This window comes from Polaribacter sp. 11A2H (assembly GCF_011379025.1).
In the GTDB taxonomy this organism is placed as follows: Bacteria; Bacteroidota; Bacteroidia; order Flavobacteriales; family Flavobacteriaceae; genus Polaribacter.
Genome location: NZ_WTLD01000001.1, coordinates 544,057 through 561,947 on the forward strand (window position 1 = coordinate 544,057; position 17,891 = coordinate 561,947).

Consider the following 17,891-nt stretch of genomic DNA (forward strand, 5'->3'; position numbering starts at 1 on the left):
AAAAGATTCATTTTTTAAGGGATTTCTTTTTAGCTTTTTAAAGGAATCTCGGGTAATTTAATACCATAACGATAAAAATTCACATAATGTTTAAATGGATCTGAAAGCAATTTTTCTTTACTAATATTTATATTTTGGTCTTGATTAGTATAAATTATTAGACAGTCAAGCACCTTGTTATAATTTTCTTCTCCAAGTTCATTATACATTTTTTTCATTCTTGCATATCCACTTACTTGTCTGGCATCATTCATTTCTATTTCATGATTCTCATAATGTGGTTTGTATTTTGCGTCTACTACAAATTTGAATGTTTGATCTTTACTTTTTAAAATATAATCAGGTTCTTGTTTATTCATTTTAGGATGATAAATTACTTCTCCTGTTTCCTTAAACTCTTCTCTCAACTTCTTAAAAACATATAACTCAAACAACTTAGTCATATCTATCCAAAATGGAGGCGTTTTTATTTTGTTTGCTGTAGTTTTAGAAATATTATACCCATATTTTTTGAGTATTAATTTTGCTAAGTTTAAAGCTTCTGTGTATTCTTTAAACATTGGATTTGGCTTGCTGCTTTTTAATGCTCTTATATCTATCTGTTCATCTATATATTGAAAAGCTGGAGAGATGTAGTTAAATACTTCATTTAAGTTTATCTCAGAATTTGTTTTGATATTTCCTAAAGCAGATTGAGTGAAAAGTAATGCTTTTTTTAATATTCTATTCTCTACTGAATTGTAACCAAACTCTTCATATTGACAAACATTATAAAGCATTTTTTGTTTGCTATGATTTTGTTTTACAGTTGCGTTTATTAATATTTTACCTTTTACTTTAGCGTTTAAGTTTTTAGTTACTTTATAGTAAGATTTTTTTAATCCTTTTCTTACAATTTGCTTTACTATTTGCAGAAATTGTAATAATAACAAAGGAGTTAATTTATCCTGATATTGCTCTATTTCCAATAAAGGAGCGTCAAAATCTATAGTATATAAGTTATTTAAATGTTCAAAGTTTTTAGGTTCTTCTAAAGCTTCAAAAAGCATTGACAAATAATCTACTTCTGTTACTGCCTCATTTACTTTTGGTTCAACGTAAATAGGTATATTAGTTTCACCTATCCAGTCAACACCAATATAATAACCAGTTTCAAATTGATATATATCTTCCTCTGACTTATTTAATTTGTAACAAAAAGTATCTTTTTGGCTATTAAATTCTTTGGTTAATTCACCTTCAAAATTTAGATTCTTACAATATTGTCTATTGTGATCATTTAAAAGATATCTATCACTTTTTTTAAATTTATTCCCAAAGTGTTCTCCAAGAATAATCATTTATAATGCGTTTATTTCTTCAAGAATCTTTTTATCACCACTATCTTTTAAGATACCATCTGTTACATATTCTCTTAAAATAGGTTTTATTTCGTATTTTAGTTTTAATTCAAAATTTCCTTTTTCGTAGATAAAATAACTATGCCCTAACCAAATGTCTTCTGGTTTAAATTCATCGGATAAAAAATCCGAAGATTCCAATACGGTTTCATCATTTACAGACAACACTTCATTTTTAATAAAGAATTTTGAAACAGCTATAAATTGTTCTGTTGCAAACTCTAATTCTTTTGGTTCTTTTTCATCTCTATCTCTTTTTAATTCTTCATTTGTTAGTACTTTTGGTAATACATCTACAAACGCAAAACGCCTTCTAATAGCATAATCTATATAGCCAACACTTCTATCGGCCGTATTCATGGTACCTATAATAAATAAATTTTTTGGTAATTCAATTCTAGAATCTCCATCTATTTCATATAAGCTATTTACATCTTCTCCACGATATTCCAAGGCGTAAATTAATTCTCCTAAAACAGACGATAAATTGGCACGATTTATTTCATCAATAATTAACACATAATTATTGTTAGGATTTTGAAGCGCATCGTTAGAAATATTAATTAATATCTTGTCTTCTGTCGAATAAGTGATATTGTTATCATCATCAGACTTCGCTACGATTCCTCTCACAAAATCCTCATACGTATAGGATGGATGAAATTGAACTAGTTGCACAAAGTCAGTACTGGTATCTTCTATTTCCAGCTCTGGTATTATACTAAAGTCATCAGATGTTAATTTCTCTTTAAGGTATTTAGCTACTGCATCCTCATACGATTTAAAGCCACCTGTTCTTCCAGGAATATTAAAAAGCTCCTCATTGTACGATTTTATAATTTTATTATATGAAGGTTTCCAAACTTTACTTGTTTTACTTTTTACACTTATAGTCTTAATGTCTAAAGATATAATTTCAAATTCTTTATTACTCTTACCTATAAATTTGTCTCCAACTTTAAAAAACGATTTTATGAGTGCAGGTGAAATACTAATTTCTTTATTTGGTTTTACAGTAGTATTAGTCTCAGTATTAAAATGATTATTCTCAGTTAATTTTTCTGCTATTTGTTTAGCCAATCTTGTTTTACCTGTTCCTGGAGGACCTTGTAAAATAATTTGTTTTTTATGTTCTAAAACAGAGATAATATTTTCAGTGTTTTCATCGATTTTCATCTGATTTAATGTTTTTTGTATTAACGTTATTATGCCTGTGCTTTGAATTTGGCTAATTCCAACCTGGTACTCATACTTAAAACTTGGGTATTTTATAGTATAAATATCAGCTTCATAATAAAATAATTTCTCATCAAAATAAATACCTTTCTCTATAAATTCTTTTTCAAGATGCTTTAATTTTGAAATCGGTTTTTTTTCGCTTTTAGTAACAGCAATGCCAATGGGAGTAAAGCCATCTGTTAATAAAACTATATTGTTTTTTCCAAAATCATTGTCTATCCAACTAATTACGATATTTTCTTTTTCCAATAAATCATTAAACAATGGTTTACCTTTTGATTTACTACCCCATCTACAACCTAATTTCCAATAGTTCATTTTTTTTTATTTATTCTTAATATATTTCGATTAACTATTACTAAAAGCCTCCTTCAATACCGCTTGCATTAGCATTTGTGCATTGGCTTCACTTTTTGTTATTTCTTGCTCAAGCTGTTGGCACTGTACCATTAATTGTTTTACTTTTTTTACGATTTCTTTTTGTTCAGAAAGTGGTGGAAGTCCAATTACTAATTCTTTACACATTGTAACCGAAATATTATCTTGACCTGCCATACCTTTATAATGTAAATAGTCTAAATACAAACCAGCACATAAATATTGATAAATAAATTGGTTTATAGATGAGTTAATACATCTAAATATTGATATTGCTTGATTACAATTCCACTCAGGATAATCTTCTGGTATAATAGCAACTTTCCCTAAAGGTGGGCCAACAATATTCATTACAACATCTCCAGGTTTTAAAATACATCTCTTTAAAGATGATTCATGTACAGCTTGTTTAATAAATTGTGGTTTATATTTAAAATCAATTTCTTGATTACGGATATTATAGACTTTTAAATATGGAATTTCATTACTTAAAAAAGAATCTTTTGATGGTGTAGAGCCTGATGTTATATTATTACAAATATCCCCAAGCCTTGTCCAAACCCAACTTTCAGGTAATTGGAAGTGGACATCTTCTTTAATAATGTTAGGTAAAGGTTTTTCCTTTTTTATATTTTTGTCTTTTATAAGTTGTGCTTTTTCTACTTTTATACGTTTTAGTAAGGCAGTTGCAGAATTAGATCCTGAAATAAGTTCTGGATTATTTACTCTCCAATCTTCTGTTAATTTTCCTTGTATCGCTTCTTGTAAAATGGATTGTTTTAGTTGGGATAAGTAATGTTTTTGGGATTCAATTTCAGTGTTAAGCAATTCCCAATTGTCAATAATTTCAATTTTAGAAATTATTTTTTTATACTTAATGTTCTTAAATTTAATATTACTTTCAATAGCATCAAGAATTTTAGAGAGTTCTTCTTGCTCTTCCAAAGGAATTAATGGTATTAATATATTTTTAATTCTTGTTTTACTGATAACAGGTTGCATCGCATTATTTGCAAACTGACCTAAGTTTGAAAATGCTAAAAAATGTCTTAAAAAATTCAAAGAAAATCTTTCATCAAAAGATTGAATTAATAAAGCGTTATCCGTTACCCAAGAGTTCTTTTTTATTTCAAAAACACAACCGCATCTTGCTCCAACACGACCTATTCCAATAGTTTTATAGTCTATATTAAATTTATGGTGTTTTTTATTTGTTGTTCCACCTCCGCCATAAACAATATGTTCACCAGGAACCATATTACTCTTTGTTAGATTATCACCACTTGTAATATCCAAAACTGAATGAATAAGTAATTCCTCTATAGGTTTTATCTCTCTAAAGATTGTTGCGTAAGCGATATCTAATCGATAATTATCAGTATATTTTTTAACCACTTATTGCATCTTTAATGGTTAATGCAATTTCATTAGATTTAGAAAATGATTTTGACAAAAGAGATATAATTTCATTCGCAGACTTCATTTCCTCTTCCTCCTCAACTGTAGGATTCTTATTGTCTAAATCCCAATTTTTCAAATCTTTTATATTCACTTTCCAAGAAAGGTCACTTACTTTTCGGTTTCCCCACCAATCTACAATAGGTTGAAATTCGTTAAATTGTATGGGTTTTGTTTTAGAATAACTTTTTTGTCCTTCTGGTAATTTGTGGTCATAATACCAAATGTCTTTGGTTTTACTCCCTTTTTCAAAAAACAATAAGTTGGTACTTACTGTTGCAGGAAAAAATGTGGTTTGCGGCAAACGTATAATGGTATGTAAATTACAGTCTGTTAATAATTTTTCTCTAATACGTGCTTTTACACCATCGCCAGTTATAGATCCATCTGGCAACACAATGGCACATCTTCCTTTGGGTTTTAATAATTGTAGCATTAAAATAACAAATAAATCTGCAGATTCTTTACATCTATAACTTGCAGGAAAGTTGGTTTCTACACCGTCTGCAATACTTGCCCCAAAAGGAGGGTTTGCCAATATTACATCTACCTTATCTTTGGTTTTTATACCATTGTATTCTATTTTTAAACTGTCTTGATATACATAATCTGGTATGTCAATTTCGTGTAAAATTAAATTGGTCAATCCTAAAACATAGGCTACTGGTTTTAATTCCCAACCAGTAATGCTATTCTGTAATTGGTGTTCGTCTTTTACAGTATGTACATAATGTGCTCTTACATGCTCTATCGCTTCTGTAAGAAAACCACCAGTTCCTGCAGCAGGGTCTAACACTTTTTCACCCAAGGTTGGGTTGGTCATCTTTGTCATTAACTGCGTTACAGCTCTTGGTGTATAATACTCACCTTTGTTACCTGCATCTCGTAATTCTACTAATATGCTTTCGTAAATATCTCCAAAAACTTGCTTGTCTTTAGAGTTATTAAAGTCAACTTCATTTAGTTTATTAATCACTTTACGCATTTCGTAACCCGATTTCATAAAGTTGTTAGAACCTTCAAATACCTCTTTTACAATGGCAGCTCTTTTTGGGTTGGTATTGCTTGTTAAGCTTCTTAAAGTAGCAAACAAACCTCTATTTCCTTCGGCATTACTGTCTATAAATTCTAATAATTCATCACCTGTAATTCCCTCTGTATTTGTCGCCCAAGTTCTCCATTGGTATTTTTCTGGTATTACAGAAACATAATTGTCTTTGGTTATTTCTAATTCTTGGTCTTTATCGTCAATTATTTTTAAAAATAGCATCCATCCTAATTGCTCTAATCTTTGTGCATCACCAGAGATACCTCTGTCTTGCCTCATTATATTTCTTATACTGCTAACTACAGCGCCTACATTTGCCATTTATGCTATTTTATATTTTTAATTAGTTGATCAATACTTGTTTTTGCGTAAAATCCAAAAGGTTTTAATGTTTTTAGTATTGGAATATTTTGTTCATTAACATTGGTTTCAATTAGCTTTAATCCTTCCATTTTTTCTATACAATTTATCAAAGCAGCAGAAATTAACCATTTCCCAAGGCTTTTCCCTCTTAATTCTTTCGATAAGTACATTGTCTCAAGCGTTACTGATTTTAATCCTTCTATTGTTACTTCTTGAAATCCTAAAACTTGATTATTTGATATTATTAATGCAAATACCTTCTTCAAAAAGAACTCATCTTTTTCAATTTGAATCAACATATCAATAGTTACTTCAGAAATTGGTTCATTAAAACTTTCTATAAGAAATCTCCTTACTTCATCATGACACTGAATAAAACTATCATGGTACTTAGATATAACCTTATCAGTAACGATAAAATTTAAATTGGAATTTTTCAATTCTAAATTAGACTTTAAAGTTTTGAGCTTTTCTATGCTTAATGAGCAAGTTTCTTTCGTTAGTTTAATTCCCATTACCCTACGTCTTTATATAATTCTTGTTCCAACTCCTTTAACGCTTGTAAGTATTTTGATTTGCCTCCAAAAGCTTTTATTAATTCTACGGCAGTACCTAATTTATTAAGAGGGTCTAACTTTAATACTTCTGTACTTTCTATGGTTACTAAGCCATCTTTTGCATATTTATCTAACAAGCTATTTAGAACAGCCTGAGCCTGTACACCGTATTTTGTAAAATAGTTTCGCTTCTTAACATTCTCTGCTCTTTCTTTTCTTGTTAATGGTTTTGCTTCAAAAGCAATATGACAAATTAAGTCAAATGGATCAAATTCTTTTCCCACTTTTTCTTTCAATTCGTCAAAGAAAACTCCTTGTTCTTCCAGTTCTTTTACAATGACTTTTTTCTTTTCTTCTTTATTCCATCTAAATAAGAAATCGTCTAAAGTTTGATATTGTTTATTTACGTTCTTCTTAGTATAATCATTAAAAGATTCAATAATTAGTTTTCCATCTGTACCTAAATACTGAACACTTTCTCCCATTATAGAAACCTTTACACCATGATCTATTCTTATTTTTTCATTCGACTCTTCAATAATATGTCCTCCTCCTGTTATTGGTGGATAATCATTTTCATCTTCAGGGAAATCTATTTCAGTTCCGTCTAAACCATCTATAATTGGTTCTTCTGGCTCAATATCGTCTACACCTGATACATCATCCACTTCATTAACCTCCTTAATCATTTCTGGATTACCATTAAAGTTAGGATCAGCAAAATGATGTGTTGCATTTCTAAAATCCATAATGGTAAAATACTTTTTACCATATTCCTCATTAATTCGAGTTCCTCTACCAATAATCTGCTTAAATTCTGTTGGAGAGCCAATATTGCTATCTAAAATAATTAATTTACAAGTTTGTGCATCTACACCAGTAGTCATTAACTTAGAAGTAATAGCAATTACAGGGTATTTTTCACTTGGAGAAATGAAATTATCTAATTGTCTTTTTCCTATTTTATTATCTCCTGTAATTTGTACTATGTATTTGTTGTTTTCATTATACAAATCGGCATTTGCATTTACCAAAGCAGTACGCATACCTTCTGCATGTTCTATATCTACGCAAAAGAGAATTGTTTTTGCAAAACGATCATAGCCTTTTAAGAATTCAGTAATTTTAGCTGCAACTACCTTTCTACGTTCCTTTATTACAATGTTCCTGTCAAAATCTGTTCTATTGTAAATTCTATCTTCTACAGGATTTCCTTTTTTATCTAAAAAACCTTTTGGAGGTCTCCATCCTTCCGCATCAATATCCAAGGTTACTTTTACAACTTTGTATGGCGCCAAAAATCCATCATCAATTCCTTGTTTTAAAGAGTAGGTATAAATAGGTTTTCCAAAATATTCAATATTTGAAACCTCTTTCGTTTCCTTAGGGGTTGCGGTTAAACCAATATGAGTTGCACTATCGAAGTACTTTAAAATCTCTCTCCATTTACTATCTTCTTTTGCACTTCCTCTATGGCACTCATCTATAATAATAAGATCGAAAAAATCTGGACTAAAATCTTTAAAAGCATCTGAAACTTCAGGGTCTGAATTGCTTAATCCTTGATACAAACCTAAAAAAATGTCAAAAGCTTTATCTGATGAATCTATTCCTCTTTTTTTATTAGAGACTAAAACATCTTTGCCATGCTCATCACTAACCACTTTCTTTTTAATAACAGTCATAGCATCTTTAAAGTGCCTAAAATCCCCTCTTAATGTTTGATCAATTAAGGCGGTTCTATCTGCTAAAAATAAGATCTTTCTTTTGGCTTTAGATTTGAATAATCTGTGTGCAATTTGAAAAGCGGTATATGTTTTACCAGTACCAGTAGCCATTACCAAAATAATTTTCTTCTGACCTTTTGCTACAGCTTCTATAGTTCTATTTACTGCTATTTGTTGGTAATATCTGGGACTTCTACCGGAGTTGTCTGAAAAATAATTTTGAGTAACAATACTTTCTTGCTCCTTTGTTTCAATTCCTTTGTACTTTTTATATTTCTCCCAAAGTTCTTGCGGAGAAGGAAACTCTTCTAAACTTAATTCTTTTTCAATTTGACCATCCGAAGCTGTTTTATCATGAAAATAGAATCCATCTCCATTACTACTAAACACGAAAGGAATATCTAATGTGTTTGCATAACCTAATGCTTGTTGAATACCACTTTTTAGGCTTTTATCATTTGATTTTGCTTCAATAACAGCAATAGGCATGTTTGGTTTATAAAACAAGATATAATCAGCAAACTTACGTTTACCTCTTCTTGTCATTTTTCCTTTTACATAGATTCTACCATCTGTAAAATATTTCTCACGTTCAATTTGTGTATGTTCATCCCAACCTGAACTAAGAATTGCAGGTGTAATGAATTTAGCCTTAATATCAGACTCGGATAGCTCTTTTTTATTCATACTCGATTACAATTTCTTTTCAAGCCCTAAAGTAAGAAAACCAACCGATATATAATTACGGATTTCCTTAATTGTATAAAACTATATTTATAGAAATATAGTTTTATAAAGTCTTATTTATCTTTTGATTTCTCACAATGTTAAGTAGTAGGTAGATCGCCGTAATTACATCTACGATATTCCATAAAGTTCTACCAAGTGCAATTTTAAAAAATGGCTGAAAGAGTAGGGCAAGGGAAGCATAAATAATTAGTTCACTTTTATTTTCTTTTTCTTTAGATTGATATGCCAAAATTCCAAAGGCAATAAGTGCTACAAACCTTACAAATTCATAGAATCCATAAGGCATATCTAATAAACATAACAATAAAAGTATTGCTAATGGAATTTTGATAACTGTTAAGTTATTCTTCATTATCTTCTTTTAGACTCTTTAAAATATCATCATCAATTTCATTAATTAATTGAAATTCATTTGAAATATGGGTGTCAAAAAAATCATCTTGTAATCTAGATAAATAAGAATCACTTATAATATCTTGCTCTAAATAGTCTTCAAAGTCAGGATATTTATCAAGAATAGGTTGATTTCCTATTTTTAATTTTGAACGAATTACTTTAAAAAATTTAATTTCACTGTATTCTATTTTATCATCTGCTTTAATGGTTTCAATAGCTACTTTAACAATTTCTAACTCGTTTGCTTCAGTTAGTGTGGTCGCTGTAAGTTCTTGAAAGTATTGTTTTAAAAATTGATGTCCATCTTTGTTAATAGCAATTAATAAATTGTCCATTTCTAGATTAATGTCAATATCTCCAAAAGTCTTTTTTTCCTTATGTAATCGCTTAATTAGTTTTACTTCTTTTTTATCAATATCTCCATCACATGCCATGCATGAAAATGCAGTTTTAAGTAATAATTTATTAAAATTTATAGTTTCCATATTAAATGTTTTAAAAACCAATACTTGGTCGATTATTTGTGTTTTCAGATATTCCTTCCATCTTTGATTTTATAGATTCATAGCTCTTTAAATCAATTAGAGAAATTGAAGGTCTATTGCTATTAATAGTTTCTAATAAAATTTCTTTTGTAATTCTAGATTTCATTTTTAAAGCTTTTCTAGACGCTTCATCACTCAAAAATTTAATATCACTAGAAACATAGTTTTCGGTTGCTTTTGCTAATTCGTTATAATCTAAACCTATTTCTCTAGGTCTCTTATCTAAATATAGTCTAAACATTAATTCACGTGCTTCAAAATCTGGTGGTGGTAAATAAATGGTTTTATCTAAACGTCCTGCTCTTAAAACAGCAGGGTCAATAACATTTGGTCTATTGGTAGCGCCAATAATAAAAACACCATCATCACCGCAATTATTCATTTGTGCTAAAAACTCATTAACAGCACTTGTATTCATGTGGTTAATACCCGTATTATTACGATTAGGAACTACTGCATCTAATTCATCAATAAAAATAATACTAGGTGCATTTTCTCTTGCTTCATCAAATAAACGTTTGATATTTTCTTGTGACTCATTTATAAATTTACTTTGAATATCTGAAGGTTTTATTTGATAAAAATTAAAACCTATTTCCTCCGACATTCGCTCTGCAAAAAATGTTTTACCACAACCTGGTGGGCCATATAATAACATTCCATTAGGAATTGTTAAGCCATATTCGGCATATCTTTCTTTGTCATTTAAGGCATCAATTACATCTACTTGTATCGTTTCTTTAAGCTCTTGCATTCCTGCAATAGCCTTAAAACCTTGTCCGTTTTTTAGGTTTTTAAGTTTTGGTTTAGCAGTTTCATTAACCGTTGAAAGCTGTTTAACCTCTAATTCGCCATTAATAGCCTGTATAAACTCTTTTACATTTTTAAAACGATTTTCAGTGTTTGGTTGTAAAGCTTTGGCTATAATATTTTGTGTTTGTTTATCTATATTTTTGTCAAATTTTAATGGCTTTTTACGTTCTTCTAAAACAGCATCTTCTAATCTTATTTTATCGGATTTATATTTTGAAATCTCAACAAACCAAGGAGGTAGGCCAAAAAGTAAATGATAATACAAGGCTCCTACAGAAAACACATCACTTTGTTCTGTAAATACTTTGTTGAAATTTTCATTAGCCTGATAAAATGGATTTAATCCGTCCTTTAAAAAATCTTTGTTTGATTGGTTCAAATAGCGAGCATAACCAAAGTCAATGATTTTTGGAATGGGAATTTTACCTGATAAATCAGTCATGATATTTAAATTCGTAATATCATTGTGTATTATTGGATTATCTAAATTGTGTAAATAGTTTAATCCATTTAAAACACCTGAAATTATATCTTTTGTTTCGTACTGATTTAATGTTTTCTCTCGTTTCATTTTATCAGCCAAAGTTTCTCCACTAATGAAATTGAGTATTACAAAAGCATATTTTTGATTTTCTAAAAGCAATTCGCCACTATCGTGATACGCAACCAAATTCGGATGTTTAATTTGCTTTAAAATTTCAATTTCCAAGATATCATCATTACTATCAAACTGTGTTCTGTCTAGTTTAGAATAGCGAAACAACTTTAAAAGTTTTGTTTTCCCTTCTAGATCTTTTACACGATAGGTTTCAGCATAACTCCCTTTTTTTAGAAAGAAAGTGATGCTGTATTTATTGTCAATATTTTGACCTTTGGATAATATGTGTTTTGATGTATTCATTTAAAAAGCTTCCTCTGAATTACTCGGTTTAGTACTAAAATTACCATTCTGTTCTAATATCAATTGATATTCTAAAATGTTATTATTTAACGTCTGTAGGTTGTCTTTTCCAAAATGCTCATTGGCAATAAAGCCACCTTTTAAAGTACCACAATCCGTTTTTTTCATTACTTTATTAGGATTCCATCCTTTACCATAATAAAAGTAGGTTTGATAGCTGCCATTTGGAAACTCAAACGTATAAGAACTATTCGCGTTTATATAAGCATGTCTATATACTTTTCCATTTTTTTTAATGGTTACCAAAACATCAGAATTAGTAGGTGTAGTAACCTTAATTTGAGAACATCCATAATCAGAACAAGAATTATTAGAACCAAAACAGTAAGCATAAGGTGTAGCGCCTGTGCGTAAAGAATTGTTTATATACCTATCATAGATTGCTTTTTCTTCACGTTCCTTTTTTAGTTTGGCTTCTCTTTTTATGCGTTTAGCCGTTTCTTCTTTTTCGCGTTCAATTCTTTTTTGTTCTTTTTGAAAAGCAACTACTTTAGCTTCTTTTTCCTTTCGAGCTTTTATCTGAATTTTTTGTTGAAGTTCTTTTGCTTCACGTTGTTCTTTTTCTGCTTTACTTTCGCAGGAAGCAATAATTAATGCTAAAAAAAAGAATGGAAGAAGAAGTTTAATTTTTAATTTCATATAACTTTATTTTAACCCTTTAAAATTTCTTTATCTTCACTAGGAAGCTCATTTTTAGGTAACATATCATATAATGAAATTAAGATTTGTCTTAATTCTTCTTTGTCTGGATTCTCTGATATTTTGCTGGTACCTTTATTTACCAATTGTCTTGCTCTGTTAGGATCGCTCCAAGAATAATCGCTGAAATTATCATTAAAGTCTCTTAACATTCCCATAAGTTGATAAATCATTGTTAATTGAAAAAAGAAGCCGCTAATTTCATCTAATAATGCGGTGCCTAGTTTTACGTCTTTAGTTTTTATGACTTCCTCTAATGGTGAACGAAGTTCATCGACTAATTGTGTACTTTTCTCGTTTCCTAAATCAGTATTTGCTTTTTCTAACCTGTAAAATTCTTCTTTAAGTTCTTCCTCTAGTTTAGGCCATTCTGTTGTTTCGTTTAAGGCATCAATTACTTTAAGTGATTTTCTTAAATTACTTAAGGCTTCTGATTTAGCATCAATATCATTTTTATTATTTTTAAATGATTTTTCAAGTTCAACTAATTCGATTTCTATTTTTTGAAGTTTAGCTTCATCAGGATTTCCTTCGTCTCTTAATTCACTTACACTTCCTTTGGCTTTCCTAATTTCATTAGCTAACCAAGATGTTTCTATAGTTGATTTGGTCGCATCAACTTCTATCTCTGTTGTAAAATCCAAATAAGGAAAATAAGCTGTAACAGTTATTTTTTCAGATCTATCAACATTTATAGTTAAATCTACATCGCTATTTTCTGGTAATAAAGCAGGTAAATCTATTCCACTAATAATGATATCTGTAACATGTTCATTATAAATAGCTCTAGTACCATCAGAAGCGTGCTCACCTTCATAAACTGATATTTTTATAAAATCAGATTCGATTCCTGGGCGAATTTGTTTTTGAGTTTTTAAACCATTACTTGTGCCGACGGCAGGAATAGATAGGTTTTTTTCTAAACCTTTAATTGATTTAAAACGTATTTTATTTGTTATTTTATCTTTTAACTCTATTCCAATATTATAAGCTAATGTTGCGTTTCCAATTTTTGAGCCTTGAATTACACTAAAGTTAGAAGGTTCTCCCTCTAAAATATTTCCTTTGTTATCATATAAAACAACGTCAAAAACATTTGTTTTGCCTTCATTTAATTGAATTTCAACAACATCACCAATAGTATTTATTTCTACTTTACCACTAGACCAAGCTTTATCACCTCTTGTTATTTCTGCAAATACTTTTTCAGGGATTTCGCCTTCTGTTTTATCAGCTAAAATTTTGATAGGTACAAATTCTTCTGTTTCAACTGTTGAAGATTCATTCGCTATTTCTAACTGTATTTTGGTTTTATCTCTTGTTTGTTCTCTTACTTCTTCAGAAATATTAACTGTTGAAGCGTACAATGCAGCACCTTTTGAAACAACAGTCATTGGATCTGCACTTGTATCAGGTTTACAAATTTGGGCTTCTAACATTTTACGTAATACAGGAGAAAATGTTGGCCCTCCAACTAATATTAAAGAATCTAAAGAAGAGCCTTTTAAATTATTTCGTTCTAAAAGATTTTTACTTACATCGATTGCTTTTTGGAAAACAGGTCCTAGTGCTTTTGTAATATCTGCTTGAGTAACTGTAATATCAAGTTCAAATTCTTCACCTTCATCATCTTCACCAGGGATGTCTCCTAAATCAGAAAGTATGTTGTGTGTATCATTAAATGAAAGTTTTATTTTTGTTTCTTCAGCATAAAACTTCATAGCGTTTCTTAATATTTGCTTTTTAGAGTCATCTGCTAAAATAGAATCTATCACAAAGTTTTCTTCTATATATGGTAATATGATTTCATCCACAATAGCAAAATCTAAATTTTTACCTCCTAAATAATTGTCCCCTTCGGTATCAATTACTTTCATAATACCTTCTTCAACTTTTAAAAGTGCAGCATCAAATGTTCCTCCTCCGAAATCAAAAACTAACCAAAAACCATCTTTTTTATCTGAACTTAACCCGTAAGCCATAGCTGCAGCAACAGGTTCTTGTAATAATTCTATATGGTCAAAACCTGCTAATTGCGCAGCTTCTCTAGTTGCTTCTTTCTGATTGTTTTTAAAAGCCGCTGGAACTGTAATTACTATGGAATTTACATTTTCATCTTTAACAAAAGATTTTAAAGTCTTTAAAACTTCGGCAGATAACTTTTCAGAGGTTAAATCTTTTCCAAGATTTGAACTTGAATAGGACTTATCACTTCCCATGGTTCTTTTAAATTCTATATAAGAATTGGAATTTGAATCATCCCAAGTTTTCATAGCCTTAAGTTTATCGCGTTTTAGGGCATTGTAGGCACTGTCTCCAACTTGTATTGCTTTTTTCTTGTTGATATAAACAGATGAAGGCATTGTGTCCTTTAGTGTATCAGTTTTTTTAATGGTTGCTTCTCCATTTTCCATTCTTGAAATTGCAGAATTAGTAGTTCCTAAATCAATTCCGTAATCTATTTTTGTTCTTGTCATTTGATATTTTTTATTCACCTACACTAACTTCAATTTGAGCAGCTTGTATCATTGTTCCTTTAAAGTTAACTTGTGGTTTTATAATTCTTGAAATAATTTGTTTTCCTGTTTCTAAATCTTCACTTGGAGTAAAATTAGCAGTAACTTTCATTCCTTCGTTGTATTCTTTACCAATCATTTCTACTAATTCGTAACCATTTGATGCAAAATTGTCTTGAATACGTTTTACAGAAGAGCCTAGTTGTTTTAATCCTTTTGTACTTTCGTCCATTCTGCTCAAATTCTTTTGAATCCTTATCACTTCATCGGCTACTTTTAAAGCTAATGAATGATCTTCTTTTTCGTTAGATGTTGTAGGTTGTACTTTGGTTTGCTCTTGTTTTAATTTCAATTGAGTTTCTAAGACTTCTACCAATTTGTTATCCAATTTCACACTTTCTTCTTCTAAAGCAGTTTTTGTGTTTTTAATTTGAGTTTCAACATCTGTTTTACTAGATTGAATACGTCTACCAAGTAACCAATAAACCAAGCCACCTAATATAAGTGTAGCCAAAGTTGCAATTATCCAATACAAACGGTTTTTGCTTAAATTACTATCTAGTTCAGAAATTTTAGAGTTAGCGTTGTCGTCTGTTTGTTTTATTTTTGTTCCTAATTCTGTTGAATTGGTTACAATATTCTTGCTGTTGGTTTGAATGAGTTGATTTAAACTATCAATAATATTTTCTTGTTTTTCTGATTTGAGGTTTAATGTTTTCAAACCCTTTTTTTGCTGATTTAGAATATACTGTTGATTGTTTAGTTTTTTAGTCAAAGAATTTATTTCTTGTCTTTGTTTAAAAACATTGTTTTTTATAGTTGGTATTTCTTTAACCAAAATAGAATCTTTTTGCTGTTGAGCAAAAAGGTTTGATGCTCCGAAAAACAGAGCTATGAATAAAATTTTTTTCATTATTTTTTGATTGCTTTAATAAATTGATCTAAACCTTTTCGGATTATGAGGTTAATACTTTGTTTGTTTTTTAACTTTTCAACTAAACTTGGTGAATATTTGTAGTAGAATTTGATAAAATGTCTTCCAACGATGGTTTTACTTAAAAAATCATCTCTAAAATTTCGTAATTCTATTACTTGAGGATGATTATAATCTCCATAAGCCATTGTAGCAATATAGCAGCCGCTATCAGTTGCATTACTGATAGTTGAACTAACTTTTTTTGCTGTAGATTTGGCTTGAACGGCTCTTACATCTTTCCAATAACATATATGTTTTACTTGATTTATTTGAATCGGTCCAAGTTTATTAAACAAGAAATCTACGAGATTTTTATATTCTGAAACTTTTCTTTGATGTTGACAAAGCTGTATTATTGCAATGTCATTTATACTTATTGAAGCCCTAACAACTTCTACCACTTTTGACCAATTAAGACAATTTTCCTTCAATTTATCTATTTTAGTATAATTGATAGACTGATTATATGACATTGACATAAGCATTTGAGATACTTGTGCTTCAATTTCGCTAATAGCTTTATTATATGCCAACTTAATAGAGCTCAAGACTTCAATAGCTTGATTTATCTCTCGGTCTTTCATGTCAGCAAGTGAAGCAAGACTATCTTTTGCTCTATCTTTTGTTAATTTACCAACCGCAATTCTATCAGCTATTTTTGTTAACTTTTGAGCTTGTTCTAAATAGTTGTCACTAGAATCATTTTCGAGACTATGGTTGAAATAATCAATTCCACATTGCATTATTTCATTTGCCAATTGGTCAGCAATTGTTTTATATTTTAAGTCAGTAGTTCCAAGTAAGGATTGCAGAGTTACTAAATTGTCTTTAGAGTATGCAGCTAAACTTAATCCAAATTGGTAAGCGTCTTCTTTGTTTTGGTTTCTTTTCTTTTTAGTGCTTTCAATTTGACTTTCAATATTATGAAGTGGTTCTTCTGTAAACTTTTTAGAAAGATACTTTTGTGTTGAACCGTTGCAATTACTAAATAATTGTAAGATTTCTGAGCTTGAATATTGGTTTTTGAATTGCCTAAGCAATTCATCAATAAATTTCTCTATTTGTTTCTCACTTGTAATAGCAAAGGTTTCATCAGCAACTGCGTTAATAAAACTTTTGAAATAATCAGATTCAATTAGTTTTATTTTTGTTTCAATACCATTTTGAATATCTTCTTGAAAATGACTTATAAGTTTAAGGGTTCCTAAATTATTAAAGGATGAGAAGTTTTTAGAGGTAACTTCTTTATTGATAGTTACTTTTTCCCATATTTCAATAGCTTTTAGTGGGTTCTCTTTCTTCAAGTATTCAAGAGCTGTTTTGTCAAAAGGATTTGCTTCCGCAAACCAGAACAAGGCGTAGTTTACTTTATCTTGAGCTTGTTGAATGTCTGAAAAAGCTTTATTTATTGAATCTTCAGTCCTTGTAATACTATCTAGAATTTGAAAATCATAATCAGATTTTATTTCCTTTCCAACTTTTGCAAATGCATTGATTCTACCTCTTTGTCTTTCTATTTCTCTAGCAGTAGCATTTGAAAGAATTCCTGCAATTCGGTAGGGGTTGTGATTTATTATATTCATAGAGAATATTTATGTTAATAATATTTAAAACATAAATGTATAGAGAACAATTGACTCATTGTTACGGGTTTCCGTATTCGCATGAAAAAAGAGTTGTATTTATATCTATTATTAACTAAAAGTCTGTTTTACAACCTCGGATCACCAGCAATACTCATTTTTTTAGACTGAATCACATTTATACTACAAAAATAAAAAGAGCTGTAGTGTTATGGGAATGTTTAATGGGTTAGGAGGGAATTTAGAGACTTTTAAGAAGTCTTTAGTTTGATATAATTATATAAGTGTCTAAGTATACTTTTGTGCAAAAACACATTTGTATAAAAGTATTTTTATATAAGTGTCTATTTATATCCATTAAAAAAACGAAGGTAAATTATTTTACAATTTACCTTCGTTTTTGTTTTAAGAGTAAAATATCCCCATGTAATTTTTCCGTTCTCAAAAATCAGTTGATTGTTTATTAAAAAAAAGGATAAAGA

13 protein-coding genes are annotated in these 17,891 nt (G+C 29.5%); all 13 read right to left on the minus strand.

Features of this window, described 5'->3' with window-relative positions:
- Positions 1 to 29 precede the first annotated feature (29 nt).
- Positions 30 to 1,340 carry a 5-methylcytosine restriction system specificity protein McrC gene (locus tag GQS58_RS02370; protein ID WP_166382450.1) on the minus strand — a complete coding sequence of 437 codons (1,311 nt, stop codon included), beginning with the start codon at positions 1,338 to 1,340 and terminating at the stop codon, positions 30 to 32.
- On the minus strand, positions 1,341 to 2,957 hold the full coding sequence (locus GQS58_RS17105) for an McrB family protein (RefSeq protein ID WP_240914544.1): 1,617 nt from the start codon (positions 2,955 to 2,957) through the stop codon (positions 1,341 to 1,343).
- Between the two features lie 30 nt (positions 2,958 to 2,987).
- Positions 2,988 to 4,412, minus strand: coding sequence for a restriction endonuclease subunit S (locus tag GQS58_RS02380; RefSeq protein ID WP_166382452.1), 1,425 nt, complete (start codon positions 4,410 to 4,412; stop codon positions 2,988 to 2,990).
- Entirely contained in the window at positions 4,405 to 5,844 is a 1,440-nt protein-coding gene (locus GQS58_RS02385) for a class I SAM-dependent DNA methyltransferase (RefSeq protein ID WP_166382454.1), read from the minus strand. Before GQS58_RS02385 ends, GQS58_RS02380 begins: the two co-directional genes overlap by 8 nt.
- Before the next feature lie 5 nt (positions 5,845 to 5,849).
- Positions 5,850 to 6,401, minus strand: a complete 552-nt coding sequence (locus GQS58_RS02390; RefSeq protein WP_166382456.1) for a GNAT family N-acetyltransferase — start codon at positions 6,399 to 6,401, stop codon at positions 5,850 to 5,852.
- Complete coding sequence (gene hsdR, locus GQS58_RS02395; RefSeq protein ID WP_166382458.1) at positions 6,401 to 8,857, minus strand: EcoAI/FtnUII family type I restriction enzme subunit R; 2,457 nt, start codon at positions 8,855 to 8,857, stop codon at positions 6,401 to 6,403. The genes GQS58_RS02390 and hsdR overlap by 1 nt, the downstream gene beginning before the upstream one ends.
- Before the next feature lie 103 nt (positions 8,858 to 8,960).
- Complete coding sequence (locus tag GQS58_RS02400) at positions 8,961 to 9,272, minus strand: DUF6804 family protein (RefSeq protein WP_166382460.1); 312 nt, start codon at positions 9,270 to 9,272, stop codon at positions 8,961 to 8,963.
- The gene (locus GQS58_RS02405; protein WP_166382462.1) at positions 9,262 to 9,801 is read right to left on the minus strand and encodes a hypothetical protein; all 540 of its coding nucleotides are present in this window, start codon (positions 9,799 to 9,801) and stop codon (positions 9,262 to 9,264) included. The genes GQS58_RS02400 and GQS58_RS02405 overlap by 11 nt, the downstream gene beginning before the upstream one ends.
- 10 nt (positions 9,802 to 9,811) lie before the next feature.
- Positions 9,812 to 11,575: an AAA family ATPase gene (locus GQS58_RS02410; protein WP_166382464.1), complete on the minus strand. Its 1,764-nt coding sequence runs from the start codon at positions 11,573 to 11,575 to the stop codon at positions 9,812 to 9,814.
- On the minus strand, positions 11,576 to 12,274 hold the full coding sequence (locus GQS58_RS02415; RefSeq protein WP_166382466.1) for a hypothetical protein: 699 nt from the start codon (positions 12,272 to 12,274) through the stop codon (positions 11,576 to 11,578). It abuts the gene before it with no gap.
- An 11-nt stretch (positions 12,275 to 12,285) separates the two neighbouring features.
- The gene (locus GQS58_RS02420; RefSeq protein ID WP_166382468.1) at positions 12,286 to 14,811 is read right to left on the minus strand and encodes an Hsp70 family protein; all 2,526 of its coding nucleotides are present in this window, start codon (positions 14,809 to 14,811) and stop codon (positions 12,286 to 12,288) included.
- Between the two features lie 10 nt (positions 14,812 to 14,821).
- The gene (locus GQS58_RS02425) at positions 14,822 to 15,763 is read right to left on the minus strand and encodes a hypothetical protein (RefSeq protein ID WP_166382470.1); all 942 of its coding nucleotides are present in this window, start codon (positions 15,761 to 15,763) and stop codon (positions 14,822 to 14,824) included.
- Positions 15,763 to 17,409, minus strand: a complete 1,647-nt coding sequence (locus tag GQS58_RS02430) for a CFI-box-CTERM domain-containing protein (protein ID WP_166382472.1) — start codon at positions 17,407 to 17,409, stop codon at positions 15,763 to 15,765. Before GQS58_RS02430 ends, GQS58_RS02425 begins: the two co-directional genes overlap by 1 nt.
- Positions 17,410 to 17,891: the final 482 nt, after the last annotated feature.

What these genes read in the sequence shown, in the direction of transcription:
- GQS58_RS02400 (WP_166382460.1), bottom strand. Translation starts at nt 9,272, where the DNA reads ATGAAGAATAACTTAACAGTTATCAAAATTCCATTAGCAATACTTTTA.
- GQS58_RS02420 (WP_166382468.1), bottom strand. Translation starts at nt 14,811, where the DNA reads ATGACAAGAACAAAAATAGATTACGGAATTGATTTAGGAACTACTAAT.
- GQS58_RS02415 (WP_166382466.1), bottom strand. Translation starts at nt 12,274, where the DNA reads ATGAAATTAAAAATTAAACTTCTTCTTCCATTCTTTTTTTTAGCATTA.
- GQS58_RS02430 (WP_166382472.1), bottom strand. Translation starts at nt 17,409, where the DNA reads ATGAATATAATAAATCACAACCCCTACCGAATTGCAGGAATTCTTTCA.
- GQS58_RS02405 (WP_166382462.1), bottom strand. Translation starts at nt 9,801, where the DNA reads ATGGAAACTATAAATTTTAATAAATTATTACTTAAAACTGCATTTTCA.
- GQS58_RS02390 (WP_166382456.1), bottom strand. Translation starts at nt 6,401, where the DNA reads ATGGGAATTAAACTAACGAAAGAAACTTGCTCATTAAGCATAGAAAAG.
- GQS58_RS17105 (WP_240914544.1), bottom strand. Translation starts at nt 2,957, where the DNA reads ATGAACTATTGGAAATTAGGTTGTAGATGGGGTAGTAAATCAAAAGGT.
- GQS58_RS02425 (WP_166382470.1), bottom strand. Translation starts at nt 15,763, where the DNA reads ATGAAAAAAATTTTATTCATAGCTCTGTTTTTCGGAGCATCAAACCTT.
- GQS58_RS02385 (WP_166382454.1), bottom strand. Translation starts at nt 5,844, where the DNA reads ATGGCAAATGTAGGCGCTGTAGTTAGCAGTATAAGAAATATAATGAGG.
- GQS58_RS02410 (WP_166382464.1), bottom strand. Translation starts at nt 11,575, where the DNA reads ATGAATACATCAAAACACATATTATCCAAAGGTCAAAATATTGACAAT.
- GQS58_RS02370 (WP_166382450.1), bottom strand. Translation starts at nt 1,340, where the DNA reads ATGATTATTCTTGGAGAACACTTTGGGAATAAATTTAAAAAAAGTGAT.
- hsdR (WP_166382458.1), bottom strand. Translation starts at nt 8,857, where the DNA reads ATGAATAAAAAAGAGCTATCCGAGTCTGATATTAAGGCTAAATTCATT.